The organism is Nonomuraea sp. CA-218870, assembly GCF_050936535.1.
Taxonomy (GTDB): domain Bacteria; phylum Actinomycetota; class Actinomycetes; order Streptosporangiales; family Streptosporangiaceae; genus Nonomuraea; species Nonomuraea corallina.
The window spans coordinates 527,864-543,512 of the sequence record NZ_JBNJMN010000002.1 but is presented as its reverse complement, the minus strand read 5'-3'; the positions used below and the strand labels follow the sequence as shown (position 1 = coordinate 543,512).

The 15,649-nt window shown below is 73.4% G+C and carries 14 protein-coding genes; 7 read left to right on the top strand and 7 right to left on the bottom strand.

Annotated elements, in window-relative coordinates; genetic code table 11:
* Positions 1-68: 68 nt before the first annotated feature.
* Together ACQEUU_RS31200 and ACQEUU_RS31195 are read left to right on the top strand one after the other, a co-directional pair.
* Complete coding sequence (locus ACQEUU_RS31200) at positions 69-1,862, top strand: DEAD/DEAH box helicase (RefSeq protein WP_433072671.1); 1,794 nt, start codon at positions 69-71, stop codon at positions 1,860-1,862.
* A 188-nt stretch (positions 1,863-2,050) separates the two neighbouring features.
* The gene (locus ACQEUU_RS31195) at positions 2,051-2,920 is read left to right on the top strand and encodes an alpha/beta fold hydrolase (protein ID WP_433072670.1); all 870 of its coding nucleotides are present in this window, start codon (positions 2,051-2,053) and stop codon (positions 2,918-2,920) included.
* Positions 2,921-2,929: 9 nt separating this feature from the next.
* Here the strand turns inward: ACQEUU_RS31195 and ACQEUU_RS31190 are convergent, their stop codons facing one another.
* The 3 genes from ACQEUU_RS31190 to ACQEUU_RS31180 are packed head-to-tail and all read right to left on the bottom strand — an operon-like array spanning position 2,930 to position 5,310.
* Positions 2,930-3,916 carry a RecB family exonuclease gene (locus ACQEUU_RS31190; protein ID WP_433072669.1) on the bottom strand — a complete coding sequence of 329 codons (987 nt, stop codon included), beginning with the start codon at positions 3,914-3,916 and terminating at the stop codon, positions 2,930-2,932.
* Position 3,917: 1 nt separating this feature from the next.
* Positions 3,918-4,634: an MBL fold metallo-hydrolase gene (locus tag ACQEUU_RS31185; protein ID WP_433072668.1), complete on the bottom strand. Its 717-nt coding sequence runs from the start codon at positions 4,632-4,634 to the stop codon at positions 3,918-3,920.
* Between the two features lie 49 nt (positions 4,635-4,683).
* Positions 4,684-5,310, bottom strand: coding sequence for a DUF6758 family protein (locus tag ACQEUU_RS31180; protein ID WP_433072667.1), 627 nt, complete (start codon positions 5,308-5,310; stop codon positions 4,684-4,686).
* A gap of 74 nt (positions 5,311-5,384) precedes the next feature.
* Between ACQEUU_RS31180 and ACQEUU_RS31175 the strand changes: the two genes are divergently transcribed.
* Complete coding sequence (locus ACQEUU_RS31175) at positions 5,385-5,780, top strand: NUDIX hydrolase (RefSeq protein WP_433072666.1); 396 nt, start codon at positions 5,385-5,387, stop codon at positions 5,778-5,780.
* Between the two features lie 18 nt (positions 5,781-5,798).
* On the opposite strand, the gene ACQEUU_RS31170 is transcribed toward ACQEUU_RS31175, so the two are convergent.
* The gene (locus ACQEUU_RS31170; RefSeq protein ID WP_433072665.1) at positions 5,799-9,314 is read right to left on the bottom strand and encodes a hypothetical protein; all 3,516 of its coding nucleotides are present in this window, start codon (positions 9,312-9,314) and stop codon (positions 5,799-5,801) included.
* Positions 9,315-9,654: 340 nt separating this feature from the next.
* On the bottom strand, positions 9,655-10,635 hold the full coding sequence (locus tag ACQEUU_RS31165; RefSeq protein WP_433072664.1) for a lysostaphin resistance A-like protein: 981 nt from the start codon (positions 10,633-10,635) through the stop codon (positions 9,655-9,657).
* Positions 10,636-10,734: 99 nt separating this feature from the next.
* Here ACQEUU_RS31165 and ACQEUU_RS31160 point away from each other — a divergent pair, with 99 nt between their 5' ends.
* Together ACQEUU_RS31160 and ACQEUU_RS31155 are read left to right on the top strand one after the other, a co-directional pair.
* The gene (locus ACQEUU_RS31160; protein ID WP_433072663.1) at positions 10,735-11,466 is read left to right on the top strand and encodes a hypothetical protein; all 732 of its coding nucleotides are present in this window, start codon (positions 10,735-10,737) and stop codon (positions 11,464-11,466) included.
* The gene (locus tag ACQEUU_RS31155) at positions 11,463-12,023 is read left to right on the top strand and encodes a DUF6529 family protein (protein ID WP_433072662.1); all 561 of its coding nucleotides are present in this window, start codon (positions 11,463-11,465) and stop codon (positions 12,021-12,023) included. The genes ACQEUU_RS31160 and ACQEUU_RS31155 overlap by 4 nt, the downstream gene beginning before the upstream one ends.
* Here the strand turns inward: ACQEUU_RS31155 and ACQEUU_RS31150 are convergent.
* Complete coding sequence (locus ACQEUU_RS31150) at positions 12,020-12,961, bottom strand: HpcH/HpaI aldolase/citrate lyase family protein (RefSeq protein ID WP_433072661.1); 942 nt, start codon at positions 12,959-12,961, stop codon at positions 12,020-12,022. The two genes, ACQEUU_RS31155 and ACQEUU_RS31150, sit on opposite strands and share 4 nt — an antisense overlap.
* A gap of 42 nt (positions 12,962-13,003) precedes the next feature.
* On the opposite strand from ACQEUU_RS31150, the gene ACQEUU_RS31145 reads away from it, so the two are divergent.
* Positions 13,004-13,453 carry a hypothetical protein gene (locus tag ACQEUU_RS31145; RefSeq protein WP_433072660.1) on the top strand — a complete coding sequence of 150 codons (450 nt, stop codon included), beginning with the start codon at positions 13,004-13,006 and terminating at the stop codon, positions 13,451-13,453.
* Here ACQEUU_RS31145 and ACQEUU_RS31140 read toward each other — a convergent pair.
* Complete coding sequence (locus tag ACQEUU_RS31140; RefSeq protein ID WP_433072659.1) at positions 13,393-14,352, bottom strand: EamA family transporter; 960 nt, start codon at positions 14,350-14,352, stop codon at positions 13,393-13,395. The genes ACQEUU_RS31145 and ACQEUU_RS31140 overlap by 61 nt on opposite strands.
* Before the next feature lie 97 nt (positions 14,353-14,449).
* Here ACQEUU_RS31140 and ACQEUU_RS31135 point away from each other — a divergent pair, with 97 nt between their 5' ends.
* Entirely contained in the window at positions 14,450-15,649 is a 1,200-nt protein-coding gene (locus ACQEUU_RS31135) for a magnesium transporter MgtE N-terminal domain-containing protein (RefSeq protein WP_433072658.1), read from the top strand.

The following is a 15,649-nucleotide window of genomic DNA, read 5'->3' as shown; positions in this document are numbered from 1 at the left end:
GAGTCACTCCAGAAATCGCCGATGCCCTCGAGACCGAGGGCATCACCACACCGTTCCCGATCCAGGAGATGGCGCTTCCGCTCGCGCTGAACGGCCAAGACCTGATCGGCCAGGCCCGCACGGGCACCGGCAAGACCTACGCGTTCGGCATCGCCATGCTGCAGAGCATCGGCAAGCCGCGCAAGAACCGCAAGAAGCCCCGCGGGCTGGTCGTCGTGCCGACCCGGGAGCTCGCCACGCAGGTGAGCGAGGACCTGGTCACCGCCGCGGGCAAGCTCGGCTCCCGGGTGCTCACCGTCTACGGCGGGCGCGCGTACGAGCCGCAGATCGAGGCGCTCAAGGCGGGCGTCGACGTCATCGTCGGCACCCCCGGCCGGCTGCTCGACCTGGTCAAGCAGAAGCACCTCGACCTCAGCCAGGTCACCAGCCTGGTCCTGGACGAGGCCGACCGGATGCTCGACCTGGGCTTCCTGCCCGACATCGAGCGGATCTTCAAGCTGATCCCGGCGGAGCGCCAGACGATGCTGTTCTCGGCCACCATGCCGGGCGAGATCGTCGGGCTGTCCCGCAAGTACCTCAACCGCCCCACCCACGTGCGCGCGGAGCTGGAGAGCGGCGAGTCCGAGACCACCCCGCAGGTGCGCCAGATCGTGTGGCGCGCCCACCGGATGGACAAGATCGAGATCCTCTCCCGGCTGCTGCAGGCCGAAGGCCGCGGGCTCACGATGGTCTTCTGCGAGACCAAGCGGGCCTGTGACATGGTCTCCGAGCAGCTCGACACGCGGGGCTTCGCGGTCGCGGCCGTCCACGGCGACCTCGGCCAGGGCCAGCGCGAGCAGGCTCTGCGGGCGTTCCGCAACGGCAAGATCGACGTGCTGGTCGCCACCGACGTGGCGGCCCGCGGCATCGACATCGACGACGTCACCCACGTGGTCAACTACGACTGCCCCACCGACGACAAGGCCTACGTGCACCGCATCGGCCGCACCGGCCGGGCCGGGCGCACGGGCATCTCGGTCACGTTCGTGGAGTGGGAGGAGCTGACCCGCTGGAAGATGATCAACCAGATGCTCGGCCTCGACTTCCCCGAGCCCGAGGAGACCTACTCCACCTCGCCGCACGTCTTCTCCGAGCTCGGCATCCCCGAGGGCACCAAGGGCGTGCTCCCGCACGCCAGCCGGTCCCGGGTGGGCCTGTCGGCGGAGCGCATCGAGGACCTCGGCGAGACGGGCCGGCCACGCGGGCGCGGCCGGCGCCGCGACGAGCGCGAGGAGCGTGAGGAGCGGCGGGAGCGTCCCGCCTCCACCCGCACGCGCCGGCGCACCCGTGGCGGCAAGCTCGCCGAAGACAGCCCCGCAGGCAGCCCCGCAGTAAGCCCTGCCGTCGAGACGCCGGAGGTCGAGCACGTGACCGGTCGCTCCAGCAAGCAGCAGGAGGAGACACCCGCGATCATCACTGCCGAGGAGGTGGCGGCGGCCGCCGAGCCGCGCCGCCGCACCCGACGGTCCGCCGTCGCGGAGCCGGTCGCGGACGTCCCCGCCCCTGAGGAGCGGGCCGTCACGGCCCCGGTGCGCGAAAAGGCCCCCGTCCGGTCGCGGCGGGAGGCCGCCCCCGTGGCGCGCGAGCCCGAGGTCGCGCCGGAGCCGCGCGCCGAGGCCCCGGCCCCGGTGCGCGAGCCGGAGTTCTCGGCCCCGCCGAGGCGGGAGCCGGAGCGGATCATCCCGGCGAGCCCGTTCTCGGTGATCTTCCAGTCGCCCGACCTGGCGACGGACGACGACGACATCGCGCCGTCGGCCGCCACGGAGCGCAAGCAGCAGCGCCGCAACGGCGGCAACCGCGGCAACCGCCGCCGCGCCGGCTGACGGTTCCGCCGAAGGCGCGCACCCCGTCCGGGTGCGCGCCTTTCGCATGCGGGCGGCAGGGCGTCCCCGCACGTCGAGGGCTGTCTTCCGGGTGTTTCCGCCGACCGGCGGCGCCGGATTCCCCGCTGCCACCGGCGTAACGCGTTCGCCGGTGTTGACGCGGTGGGCTCTGGGTATTGTTGCCCCACGTGAGTACGCCGCGATTCCTGCACCTGCCTCCTGGCGTCACCCCAGGCAAGATCGAGACCGCCCGGGGCACGTTCGCGGTCCTGGAGGCGCTGCCGGCGACCGGAGTGGTGGAGCGCGGGCCCGCGATCCTGCTCCCGGGGCTGACCGGCAGCAAGGAGGACTTCATCGCGGTCCTGCAGACGCTGGCCCTGTCCGGCCGCCGCGTGCTCGCCGTCGACCTGCGCGGCCAGTACGAGACGCCGGGCGCCGACGACCCCGCCGCCTACACGTGCGCGGCGCTCGGCGCCGACGTCGACGCGCTCGCCCAGCAGGCCGGCGACGGCGAGCCGGTCCATCTGGTGGGCCACTCCTTCGGCGGCCTGGTGGCGCGCGAGGCGGTGATCGACGGGCGCACCAAGTTCGCCTCACTCACGCTGCTGGGCTCCGGCCCGGCCGGCATCACCGGCAAGCGCGCCGAGCACGCCCGGTGGCTGACGCGCACGATCCCCGCCTCGGGGCTGCGGCACGTGTGGCACGCCGGCTTCGAGCCGGACGCGCTGGCGGCGGAGGTGCCCGACGACATCCTGGCGTTCCTGCGCGAACGGCTGCTGGCCAACTCGCCGACGGGCCTGGCGGCGATGGCCGCCGAGGTGGTGTCCGCGCCCGACCGCACGGACGAGCTGCGCCAGATCGAGCTGCCCACCCTGGTGCTGTACGGCGAGCACGACGACGGCTGGCCGGCCGAGACGCAGCAGGAGATGGCGGCGGCCCTGGGCGCCGAGTGCGTGGTGGTGCCGGGCGCGGCCCATTCGCCCGCCGTGGAGGCGCCGGAGACCACGGCGGCGGCGCTCGTCAGGTTCTGGAACACGGCCGAGAGCCACACCCTCTGACCCCGGGCCTCACTCCGCCAGGCCGTCCCAGGGGCGGTGTTCGGGGGCGGCGGTCAGCCCTTCGGGGCAGTGGCGGCGGAAGTCGCACCAGCCGCAGATCGGGCCGGGACTCGGCGCGAACAGCTCGTCCAGCTCCGCCGGCACCCGCGGCGGGCTCACCAGGGGCCGCTCAGGCCGCTCGGCGGCAGGCCCGCCCGTGGCGCCGGCGACGGGCGGGCCGGTGTTTCCCTGCGTACGGGACGCGCCCGCCCCGCCTGACCGGGGCCGTCCGGGCCGGGCCGGCTCACCCATGACCGCCCGGTAACGCTCGTCGGCGTCGGCGGCCTCCGAGCCGATCTCCTCGGCGCGCCGCAGGTGGCGGTCGAGGGACTCGTCCGTGTGACGCCACTGCACGATCTCGCCCGTCGGCAGGTGGTGCAGCTCGACGGCGCGGGCCGGGGTGCGCATCATGCGGGACGCCGCGACCGCGTAGATCGCCAGCGCGAGCGAGGAGCGCGCGTCGTCCTGGGTGAGCGGCCGCCGCCCCGTCTTGTAGTCGACCACGACTAACTCGTCGCCGCGCCGGTCGAGCCGGTCGATGCGGCCCGAGACGGCGATCACCGACGTCCGGGTGGCCACCGTGCGCTCGACGCCGACCGGGTCGTCGGACGGGTCGAGCGTGGCCGCGTACCCCGAGACCAGGTCGCGGCTGCGGTCGAGCCAGTGGGCCGACTGGGCCTCGTCCCTGAACCCCTCGCTGATCCATCCCCTGGTGAGCAGGACGGCCGCGGTCAGCGGCGTGCGCCGCTCGTACGGCTCCCGCCACCACGCCGCGAGCGCGTTGTGGACGCTCGCCCCGACGCTGTTGTGGGCCCAGGCAGGGCCCTTCGACGGCTGCGGCCGGTCCAGGTAGGTGAACCGGTAGCGGCGCCGGCAGTCGAGCCAGGCGTTCAACCGCGACGGCGTGCAGGAATAGAGCCGCCGCGGCATCCCTTCCAGCGGAAGCTGGTCGTACACCCTAGTCGTCGCCGGAGTCGAGCCTGATGCGGGCGGCCTTGGTGCCGTCGGCGAGCGGGCTCTCCTCCGCGGGCTCGGTCTCCACCCGGGTCAGCGAGCCGGAGATCCAGTCGTCGAAGTGCGGCTCCAGATCTCCGACGGTCACCTCCTCGCCGTGGGCGGGCAGCACCCGGGTCGCGCCCGGCAGCGTGAACAGCCGCCCGCCGATGGCGGTGAGCTGGTCGGCCAGGCGGGGGTACTCGCCGCCGAGCTTGCCGGGGCCGTCGGCCTGCAACGTCTTGCCGGAGAAGACCGCGTTGAGGCCCTCGCAGTAGAGCGAGACCCCGCCGGGCGTGATGCCGGGCGTCTCCATGACGTCGAGCTGGACGTCGGCGACCTGGAAGACGCCGTCGTCCTCCATGTCGATGTCCGGCCAGGTCTCGGTCCAGGTCTCCCGCCAGAGCTGCTTGTCCTTGGGATGGAGGGCGACGACGGCCTCGTCCCTGGCCGCCACCTCGATGGCGGCGCCGACATGGTCGGGAAGGCCGTGGGTGCAGATGACCGCGAGCACCTCGCGCTCGCCCACCGCCTCCAGGATCTTCTCGGCGTCCCTGGACGGGTCGATGACGATGGCCTCCTCGTCGTCGCCGATGATCCAGGTGTTGTTCTCGACCTTGTGCTCGGTGCCGTCGATGTCGACGAGGCCCTCGGTCACCACTCGCTCGATACGCGCTGTCACGCCTCCGAACTCTAGCCCGTCCACACCCATGAGCGAATCCTGTCGGGCCTCAGTCTTGGAGCCGGGGCGAGAATGCGCCGAACGGAATGTCGAGGTCGTGGTCGCGCATGTCGATCAGGCTCAGCTCGGCGAGCGCGATGATGCAGCCGGCCTCGGCGGGCCAGGCGATGGCCCACAGCCAGTTGCCGAGCGCCTCGCCCGCGTAGACGGCCCGGTCGGGCGAGCCGTGCACGCACCACAGCGGCGCGGGATGCCCCATCACCTCGATCTTGGCGTTGGGCGGCCCCGCGTCGAACCCCTCGCCGGGGTCGGGCCCGGACAGCCCCGCGAACGCCGCCCCGATGCACACGCCCGGCTCCTCGGCGATGACGAGGAGGTCGGCGGGGCCCTCCATGAGGGACGGCCCGGAGAGCGCGACCAGGCTCGCCCGCACGCCCTTGACCTCGTCGCCCACCTCGCCGAACCCGGTGACGAGCCATCCGGACGGCAACGGCCAGGGCAGCCACACCGGCACCAGCGAGGTCTTGCGCATCGCCTGCGCGGCCGTCTCCGAGGGCGGCCGGGGAGGCTGGTACGGCAGGACGTCACCGTGCGCGTCGCAGCGCCAGGCACTCGACCACACGCTGGGCGCGTGCAGCGGGCCGAAACACCGGGGGCAGGTTGGAGCCGCTCTCACAGCTACCCACGGTGCTTCGTCGGGGACCGCCCCGTCAAGACCACAGTCCGTTATCACGTCGTAATGTTGGTCAGGTGCGCGTAAATTGTGTCGGCGCGATCGTCCTGGACGACGCGGGCCGCCTTCTGCTCGTCCAGCGCGGCCGCCCGCCGAGTGCGGGGCGCTGGTCGCTGCCGGGCGGCCGGGTGGAGCCCGGCGAGTCCGACGCCGCCGCCGTGCGGCGCGAGCTGCTGGAGGAGACGGGTCTGGAGGTGGCCGTCGGGCCGCTCGCGGGCACGGTGGACCTGCCGGCTCCCGGCGGCGTCACGTACGAGGTGCGCGACTATCTCGCCACTGTGGTCGGCGGCGCGCTCACGCCGGGCGACGACGCCGCGGACGCCCGCTGGTGCGCGCCGGACGAACTCACCCGCCTGCCGCTCACCGCCGGCCTGCTCGACACGCTGCGCGCCTGGCGCGCCCTTCCGCCGTGACGGGCCTCCCCGCGGCCCTCAGCGGCCGGCGGTGAGGGAGGACGTCCAGAGGATGAGGTGGTCGTCGCTGTACGTCGTGGAACGGCCCAGCGCCACCACCTCCTCACCTGAGATCGTCACGGCGGCCAGCCACTGCGCGCCCGGCCCGGCCAGGCGGTCCTTCTTGAGGTCGAGCCGGCTCCACGACAGGCCGTCCTGCGAGATCCAGGCCGCGCTGTCGCCCTCGCCCTGCGTGCCGTGCCAGCCGACCGCCACCAGGCCCTGCTCCGCCGCCGCCAGGTCGTGCACGCCCGCCGCCTTCTCCGCGGGCAGCCACGACGTCTCCCAGGTCTCGCCGTCGTCCTCGGAGACGGCGGAGAAGGCCCGGGACGCGCCCGAGGAGGTCTGGGCCGCGCCGATGACCACCAGCTTGTCCTGGTAGGCCACCACCTGGCGCAGTCCGGCCGAGGACGCGTCCGGCGGGGCCAGCCGCTCCCTGGCCGTCCAGTTGAGCCCGTCCCCCGACACCCAGACGACGCCGCTCTCGTGCCCGGCCGCGCCCGCGCCGCCGACCGCGACGTACCCGTCCGGGGTGGCGGCCAGGTCGTGCAGGCGCACGCCCGAGCCGCCCTGCGGCAGCCGCGCCGCGCGGGTGTAGGCGCGCAGGTCGGGGGTGAACCAGACCGCCGCCGCCGTGCCCGCCGGGCCGCGGTCCTCGCCCGCGAGCAGGTATCCCCCGGGCCCCGCCGCGACCGTCCGCACGTCCAGGTACGGGTGATCGCCCTGCCTGGCCAGGTCGTCGGACAGAGGCACCTTCTTCCAGGTGCGGCCGTCGGCGGAGCTGACCAGGAGCGGCTCGGTCACCTGGAGATCGGCCTGGGTGCCGCCCACGGCGAGCCAGCCGCGCCTGCCGAACGCCACGTCGTTCAACTGCTGCCGCCGGGGTCCGCCGAGCCCGATGGACGTCCAGTCCTTCCAGTCCTGGGTGGTCCAGACGCCCGCCTCGCCGGCGGCCGAGCCGACGGCCACGTACCGGCCGTCGTGGCCGGCCAGGCCGCTGGTCTCGCGCGCCATCCTGGTCAGCCCCTCGACCTGGTCGAGCCGTACCCGCGCCGCCTTGCCCCGCTGGGGCGCGGCCACGAGCACCGGCTCGTTGTGCACGTCCGAGACCGCGCGGTCGCCGCCCGCGTACAGGGTGCCGCCCGCGCCGATGGCGAAGCCGCGCAGCGTCGCGCCGCCCAGGTCGCCGATGCCGGGCCGCGTGCTCCACGAGCCGCCGTCCGCGCTGGTCAGCACCGCGTACGAGCCGATCCCCGCCTGGCTCACCGCGGCCACGCCGCCCTCGTACGGGACGAGCCGCTCCACGCCGGGGCTGGCCGCGGGCAGGCCGTCGATCGTGCCGCACTGCGACCACTCGCCGCCGGTGGGCGAGCAGTAGACCCGCACGTCGCCGGTGATCGTGCGCTGCCGGGTGGAGACCAGCACGAAACGTTTCGACGCCACCGCCAGCGAGCCCGCCTTGGGCGTCGCCTCGGGGAGCTGGAACCCCGTCGCCTGCCAGGTGCGGCCGCCGTCGCCGGACCTGATGACGCGGGAGCCGTCGCCCTGCGCGGGCCTGGCCATGGCCACCACCGTGTCGCCCCTGGCCGCCACGGCCCGGATCCCGCCCGCTTCCAGGCCGCGGGTCTCCACCCGCTCCCAGTCACGGCCGTCCTCCGAGTGCCAGGCGGCCGGGCCCGCTCCGCCGTCGCGCAGCGCCGCCTCACCCACCGCGACGAACCCGGAGCCGGTCCTGGCGATGTCGTGGATCAGGTCGCCGGGCCGGAACGCCGCGCCGCCGGCCGTCTGCCAGTTCAGGCCGTCGGCGCTGGTCCACAGCCCTGCCTCGCGCACCCCGTCGCCCCCGGCGGCCAGCCACCGGCCGCCGCCGCCGACCACGCGCCGCACGATGGGCGTGCTCGCGCCGGTGACGCGGCCGAGCTGCCACTTCCTGCCGTCGGCCGAGTACAGGAACAGCGGCCTGGGCGTCGGGCTGGTGGTGTCGCTGCCCACGACCACCACGGCACGGCCGTCGGCGGCCAGGTCGTTGAGCTTCTGGTCGGTGCCCTGCCCGGCCGCGGGGACCGTGAACAGGTCGTCGCCGTTCCTGCCGGTGCCGGTGGCGAGCCTGAGCTGGGCCTCGTCGGGGGCGCGCCACTGCCACACCAGCATGCCGGCGGCCACGAGCAGCGCGATCGCCAGCGCCACGGCCATCGGCACGACGGGGCTGCGCCGCCGCCGCGTCGGGCTCGCCCGCCGCATCGCCGACGGGGCGGGGCCCCGCTCGTGCCTTCCGCCGCTCCCCGGGGGCCGTGCGGGTCCGGAGGCGACCAGCAGATCGGGCCGCGTCGGCCTCCCGCCCGGCGGTCTCCCCACCCGCCGTACCGGCTCGTCCTCGTCGGGTACGTGCTCATCCGGTACGGGCTCGTCGCCGGCGGACTCCTCTCCCGGACTCCCCCGCACGACTCCCGCGCCGCGACCGGCAGGCTCATCCGCCAGGCTCCCGCTCACGGCTCCCGCTCCGTAAGCGATCTCCCAGCGAGGCTCCTGACCGCTCGGGGCGTCGTCCTCCCGGGAGCGGTCGCGGGCGGGCTCCTCGGCCCGGTGGAACCAGCTGGAACCGCCGCCGGCGGGAGCCGCCTCCCCCGCATAGGGCTCGCCACGCCTCGGAGACGGGCGTCCCGCAGCCTCGTCACCCTCGCCACCGCCCCGGGACTGACCGCCGTGGGCCTCGCCGCCGCTCTGGGGCTCGCCGCTGGTGGGTGTGCCGCCTGTCGGGGGCTGGGGGGTCTCGGCGCCGCTCTGAGAGTGGCCGGGGTCCTCGGCGCGCTGGGGGGCGGCCTCTGGAGGCGGGGGCTCGTGTGCGATCCCGTACGGGGCCGTACGGGCGTCTCCGCGGCCTTCACGGTCTGTGCCCGTACGGGCGATGTCGCCGGGGGAGTCCTGGTGGCCGAGGTCCTTCCCCGCCCCCTCGCCGGGCGGGGAAGGCTCGGACTCTCCGGACGCCGGTGGCGGGACGGGACGTGGTGGCCCGCTGGCCACGAGCTTGTCCGGGCGGTCGACCGTGCGCCGGCGGCGCCGGGGCTCGGTCTCCGGCTCGGCGGTGGGAGAGCTGTACGGTCGTCGGCCCTTGGAGGGTTCGGGAGGGTCGTCCTCCGGGGTGGGGGCGGCGAACGGCGGCAGGCCCCAGGGTGAGGTGAGCGGTAAGCCGCGGGTGCGGTCGTCCGTGGGCCCCGGCGGGTGGTGCCGGATCCGGGGTTCGCGCGCGGGCCCTTCAGCCTTGTGCTCGCCCGCCGCGGAACCGCCCGGTCCGGTGGGTGCTTCCCCGTGCGTCCGTTCGGAGCCGGCGGGCGGGGAGGACCCGGCAGGACGGCCGGCCGGGGGTGGCGACGGCGGGTCGCTGCGGCCTGTGGCCGGGGTGGGGTCGTCGGCGGGGGGTGAGTCCGGGGCTGTGGCGTCGCCGGGACGAGGGTCGTCTGGCGGCTGCCGTTGCTGGTCACTGGCGCCGGAGGCCACGCGCCGTACCTCCTAGTCGGACGGGTCGAGCGGGACGGAAGCGGCCGGTCCGCTCGATGGTCGAGATCGCTCTGGTCGGCATTGCTCAGCGGGGACGAGGTAGAGCCTGGGGACCGTTCCAAGGGCTACTTAGCCGCAAATGTGCACTAAATGCGCTTATTTCGACCTTCGCGTCCCTCCTTCCGGCGTCCGCGACAGCATCACCACGATCACTCATACCCCACCGGCCAGAGACGATCACCCCTCACCTCGTACGTCCATCTCCACAGAACCAGAGCAGCACGTCGGAGCCGGAATGGCGAGAGCTCTCTAGCGAGATTCCTGACACCCTGCGGGCGATTTATCCGGTAGTAGTGCTGATTGACCGCTTTTTGGCCAGATAAAGCACCAAAATGATGAAGACCCCTAGTTGTACGACCGTCGCCGCGAGCGCTTGCCACGGCACCGGCACCGACGCCTGGTCCAAGGCCTCGTCCAGCTTCCCCGCCGCCGCGCTGACGCCGAACGCCATCATGTTGTTCAGCACGTGCAGCGCGATGGCCGCCTCCAGCCCGCCGGTCCGCACCGCGAGGAACGCCATGGCCACGCCGAAGCTGAACACGTCGAGCAGCCCCGCCCACGAGTAACCGTGCAACGACGCGAACAGCACCGAGCTGATCACGATCCCCCACCACGGGTTGCGCAGGTGCGCGCCGAAAGCCTGCAGCAGCCACCCGCGGAACATGTACTCCTCGGTGGCCGCCTGGAAGGGCACGAACAGCACGATGACGACGAGCGCGGGCAGGAAGCGCTCCCACCCGGTCCAGCCGAAGATGTCGCCGGTCTGCTGTCCCGTGGCGACCAGCAGGATCATCTGGACGATCTGGGCCAGCACCATCGACAGCAGGGCCACGCCCCCGCAGATCAGCAGCCACGACCAGCGCAGCCGCCCGGCCACGGACGACAGCGTCCCCGGCCGCCGCCGCTGCACCAGCGCGGCCACGCCGAACACCAGCGGCAGCACGGCCGCGATCGACAGCAGCAGCAGGAGCATCCCGTACACCGGATCGCCGGAGATCTGCCCCGGCCCCGGCGGCGGGATGCGCAGGATCGCCCCGATGACGGTCCCGGCCAGCAGCACGACCGTGCCGATGACGAAGAACCCGGCGGCGACGACCAGAGTGCCGACGACCTGCCGCCACAGCCGGTTGGCCGGGGTTCTGGCGAGCTGGTCGTATCGCGCGTCCTGAGGCACGGGCGCGAACCAGGACGGCGGCGGCGGGTACGGCGCGTAAGCCGGCGGACCGTACGGTCCCGGTGAAGGCTCAGGATTCTCCTGCATCTCCATATTCTGTCCGTCCGGTGCGCAATAGTTCACAGACGGCCCGGCCTTTTCGGCGGATGCTCGAAGGCGTACGCATGCCGATCCTGGGAGCAAGCCATGTCAAGGCTGGGACCTATCGTCACCCTGGCGGCGGGCGCCGTGCTCGCCGCGGGGCTGGGCGTCGCCAGCGTCACCGCCGCGCCGGCGGCCGATCCGACCGCCGCCACGGCCGGTGAGGCGACGCGAGCGCCGGAGGCCGCCGAGGCGACGGAAACACCGGAGAGCGGCGAGGCCACGGCCTCGGCCGAGCCCTCGCCGGCCGAGACGCCGACGTTCGAGGAGTCGCCCCCCGCGCCGGAGAAGGCCGACTACGCGGGCCGGGTGAAGGGCAACGGCGGCCTGATCGCGATCTCGATCCGTGACGGCAAGGCCATCGGGTACTTCTGCGACGGCCGGACCGAGTCCTGGTTCAAGGGCGACGCGACCGGCGGCGAACTGGCGCTGAAGGGGACCGGGAAGGCCACGGTCAAGGCCGAGCTCGGTGACGGCAGGGCCGCGGGGCAGGTCGCGGTCGGCGGGAAGCGGTGGAGCTTCGTCGCCGCCACGGTCAGAAAGCCCTCGGGCCTGTACCGCGCCAGCGCCGTCGTCAGGGGCGCCAAGGTGCGCGCGGGCTGGATCGTCGTGGAGAACCCGGGCGGCGGCTACACGCAGGTCGGCGCCGCCTTCAGGAACGACGAGCCGGTGGACGTCCCGCGGCTCGACGGCGACGACCCGACGAGGTCCGTCTCCGTGAACGGAACCACCGTCACGCCCGAGGACGTCGACGGTTTCATCGAGGAGATGCGATGAGAGGAGACGCGATGACCGCCGTCCACCGCCATCCCGCCCGGAGCTCCGTCCCGCTGCTGGTGCCGCTGCTGGCCGGCGCCGTGATCATGGTCGCGCTCGGCGTGTACGGGCGCGCGCACACCCCCACCGGCTTCGCCGTGGGCGTCGCGGGCTTCTCGGCCGCGCTGCCGATGAAGGTCTGGCTGACCACGGCCGCCGCCGCGCTGGCCGTGGTGCAGGTCGTCTCGGCCCTGTCGATGTGGGGCAGGCTGGGGGTCCGGATCCCGGCGGGGGTCCACCGGTGGTCGGGCAGGCTGGCGTTCCTGCTCACCATCCCGGTGGCCTTCCACTGCCTGTACGCGCTCGGCCTGCAGTACGACGTGCCGCGGGTGATGGTCCACTCGCTGCTCGGCTGCTTCTTCTACGGCGTGTTCACCACGAAGATGCTGGCCCTGCGCAAGGAGAACACCCCGGGCTGGACGCTTCCGGTGATCGGCGGGCTGGCGTTCACCGCGCTCGTCGGGCTCTGGCTGACCTCGTCGTTCTGGTTCTTCACGGCCGTGGGGTTCACGGTCTAACCCGCCGGGTCGAAGCTCGTGGTGCGCTTCAGCCCGGCGGCCCGGCCCTTGGCGGCCACGACCAGCGCCATCTTCCGGGACGCCTCGTCGATCATCTCGTCGCCGAGCATGGCCGCGCCGCGCTTCTCGACCGTCGTGTAGTACTTGTACGCGTCGAGGATGAGCTCGGCGCGGTCGTAGTCCTCCTGTGGCGGCGAGAACAGCTCGTTGGCCGCGTCGACCTGCAGCGGGTGGAGCACCCACTTGCCGTCGTAGCCGAGCGCGGCCGAGCGCCGGGCGGCCCGGCGGAACCCGTCGACGTCCTTGATCTGCAGGTAGGGGCCGTCGATGACCTGAAGGTCGTGGGTGCGGGCGGCCATGAGCAGGCGCATCAGGATGTAGTGGTAGGCGTCGCCCTCGTCGTAGCCGGGCGGCTGCTCGCCCACGACGAGGGTGCGCATGTTGATCGAGGCCATGAAGTCGGCCGGCCCGAAGACCAGCGTCTCCAGCCGCCGGGACGAGCCGGCGATGGCGTCGGCGTTGACCAGCCCGCGCGCGTTCTCGATCTGCGCCTCGATGCCGATGCGGCCCGGCTCGTAGCCCATGGCCTTCTCGATCTGGGTGAGCAGCGTGTCGAGCCACACGACCTCGGTCGGGTCCTGCACCTTGGGCAGGATCAGGCAGTCGAGCCGGTCGCCGGCGCCCTCGACGACCTCGATGACGTCCTTGTACGCCCACTGCGTCGCCAGGTCGTTGACCCGCACCGCGACGGTCTTGCCGTCCCAGCCGCCCTCGCGCAGCGCGGCCACCACGTTGCGCCGCGCCTCCTCCTTGGCCAGGGGCGCGACGGCGTCTTCCAGGTCCAGGAACGCCTCGTCGACGGGCAGGCCGCGGGCCTTCTCCAGGAAACGGGGGTTGCTACCGGGCACGGCCAGGACAGATCTACGCGAACGCAACATGAGCCACACCGTAACGGCACCGGAGCCGGTTACATTCGAGCTGTGACGGACGACACCCTTGCAGTTGAGCTATCGGCGACTGGGCTATCGGCGGCTGGGCTATCGGCGACTGAGCTATCGGCCATCGAGGAGGCCGCCAAGAAGTCCGGCGTCCTCTGGCTCGACCTGGACCGGCCGCGGCTGGCCTGGCACGCGTGGCACGACGGCGCGATCCACCTGGTGACCGGCGGCGAGGAGCAGGAGCTGCCGGGGCTGGCCGGGCGGGAGAGCGTACGGGTGACGCTGCGCAGCAAGGACAACGGGGCCCGGCTGGTGGTGTTCGACGCCGCTGTGTCGGTCGTCGAGCAGGCGGCGGCGCCCGAGGCGGTGGCGGCGCTGGCCAAGGAGCGGCTCAACGCCCGCGACAGCGAGCGCCTGACCGAGCGCTGGGCTCAGGGGTCGACGGTGCTGCGGCTCACGCCGACGGGCGCCGCCAGGTCGACCGGCGTCTGACGGACGATGGTCGCGGTCTGCGCGAGGAGCGCGCCCGACAGCACGATGAGGCCGCCGACGATCTGGTACGCGCCGAGCGCCTGGCCGAGCAGCAGCCATGCGACGATCGAGCCGGCGATGACCTCCAGCGAGGCCACGGTCGCGCCGACGGCCGCCGAGAGCCTGCGGACCGCGTTCACCCCGAGGATGTAGGCGATGACGGTGGCCACGACCACCAGCCACAGGTACGCGACGAGCACCGGCAGCGGGGTGCCGCCGACCGGCGAGGCGGTCCGGGTGAAGGCGTCCCACGGGAGGTTCCACGGCTGGGAGATCGGCGCGAGCACGACGGCGGCGCCGATCATGCCCCAGGCGATCAGGCCGAGCGGGTCGATGTCATCCCCGAAGCTATCGTTCATCAGGAAATATCCGGCGCAGCACGCGCCGGCCAGCAGCGCCAGCCCCAGCCCGATCGCGTCCAGCCGGAGGCCCTGCCAGGCCTCGACCACGATGGCCAGGCCGGCCACCGCCATGACCGCGCCGAGGTAGGCGGCCCTGGCCAGCCGGATCTTCCGCACGAACCGCACCCACGCCACCACTATCACCGGCGCCATGAACTCCAGCAGCAGGGCGATCCCCACCGGCAGCCTGGTGATGGCCGCGAAGTACAGTGACTGCACCCCGGCGATGGCGACGACCGCGTACACCGCGAAGAACGGCAGCCGCGAGCGGGCGATCCGCAGCGCGGACGGCTTGACCACGGCGAGCACGGCGAGCAGCAGCACCCCGGCGCCCGCCATCCGCACCCAGACCGCCTCCAGCGGCGCCAGACCGGCGGCGTTGAGGTATTTGGCCATGGTGCCGGAGAAGGCGAAGCAGAGCGAGGACACGAAGGCCATCGCGAGTCCCGCGTAGCGCACGTGAACCCCCGTCGAACGTCATTACCGTGGTGCAGGTTGGATACTGACACGTCAGGCGTCCGCGGCGCAACGCGGGGGCGCTGTTAGCCTGGCTGACGTGCAGATCTTCGTCGCCCGGCTGGCGGGCACCCCGGTCTTCGACCCGGCGGGCGATCAGATCGGCCGCATCAGGGACGTGGTCGTCGGGCTGCGCGGCTCGCGCCCGCCCCGCGTGCACGGCATGGTGGTCGAGGTCCGCCCCCGCCGCCGGGTGTTCCTGCCCATCACCCGGGTACGGGGCATCGAGGCCGGCGCGGTGATCTTCACCGGCAAGCTCAACGTGCGCCGGTTCGAGCAGCGGCCCCTGGAGACCCTGGTGATCGGCGAGATGCTCGACCTGACCGTGCGCGTCGACGGCGAGCCGATGACCGTCTACGACGTCGCCATCGCCGAGACCAAGCCCGCCGAGTGGCAGGTCACCCAGATCGCGGTCTACCGGGGCAGGCGGCGGCGCGACGCCCGGGTGGCCGGCTGGGACGAGGTCTCCGGTTTCGACATCCTCCAGGAGAACCAGGGCGCCGCCGGGCTGATCGCCTCCTTCGAGTCGCTGCGCGCCGCCGACCTGGCCAACGCCCTGCACGAGCTGTCCGGCAAACGACGCGAGGAGGTCGCCCGCGCGCTCGACGACGACCGGCTGGCCGACGTGCTGGAGGAGCTGCCGCCCGGCGACCAGATCGGCATCCTCGGCGCGCTCGAACCGGAGCGGGCCGCCGACGTGCTGGAGGAGATGGGCCCCGACGACGCCGCCGACCTGCTCCACGACCTGCCCCCGGAGCAGGCGTCCGCGCTGCTGGCGCTGATGGAGCCGGAGGAGGCCGCCCCGGTGCGGCGGCTGCTCACCTACCCGCACGACACCGCCGGCGGCCTGATGACCACCGATCCGGTCATCCTCCCCCCGACCAGCTCGGTCGCCGAGGCGCTCGCGCACATCCGGCAGCAGGAGCTGACCCCGGCCGTGGCGGCCCAGGTGTTCATCACCCGCCCGCCCAACGAGACCCCGACCGGCCGCTACCTCGGCGTGAGCCACTTCCAGCGGCTGCTCCGCGTCCCGCCCTCCACGCTGCTCGGCAACGTCATCGACCCGTCGATCGACCCGATCAAGCCCGACCTGCCGCTGCCCGACGTCGCCGCCTACCTGGCGGTCTACAACCTCGTCGCCGCCCCGGTCGTCGACGAGCACAACCGGCTCGTCGGCACGGTGACCGTCGACGACGTCCTTGACCACCTGCTCCCCGAAGACTGGCGCGAGAGGCTCTGA

Excerpts from the sequence above, each read along its gene's own strand:
- ACQEUU_RS31200 (WP_433072671.1), top strand. The coding sequence starts at position 69 with ATGGCGCTTCCGCTCGCGCTGAACGGCCAAGACCTGATCGGCCAGGCC.
- ACQEUU_RS31165 (WP_433072664.1), bottom strand. The coding sequence starts at position 10,635 with ATGCAGGAGAATCCTGAGCCTTCACCGGGACCGTACGGTCCGCCGGCT.
- ACQEUU_RS31160 (WP_433072663.1), top strand. The coding sequence starts at position 10,735 with ATGTCAAGGCTGGGACCTATCGTCACCCTGGCGGCGGGCGCCGTGCTC.
- ACQEUU_RS31155 (WP_433072662.1), top strand. The coding sequence starts at position 11,463 with ATGAGAGGAGACGCGATGACCGCCGTCCACCGCCATCCCGCCCGGAGC.
- ACQEUU_RS31150 (WP_433072661.1), bottom strand. The coding sequence starts at position 12,961 with ATGTTGCGTTCGCGTAGATCTGTCCTGGCCGTGCCCGGTAGCAACCCC.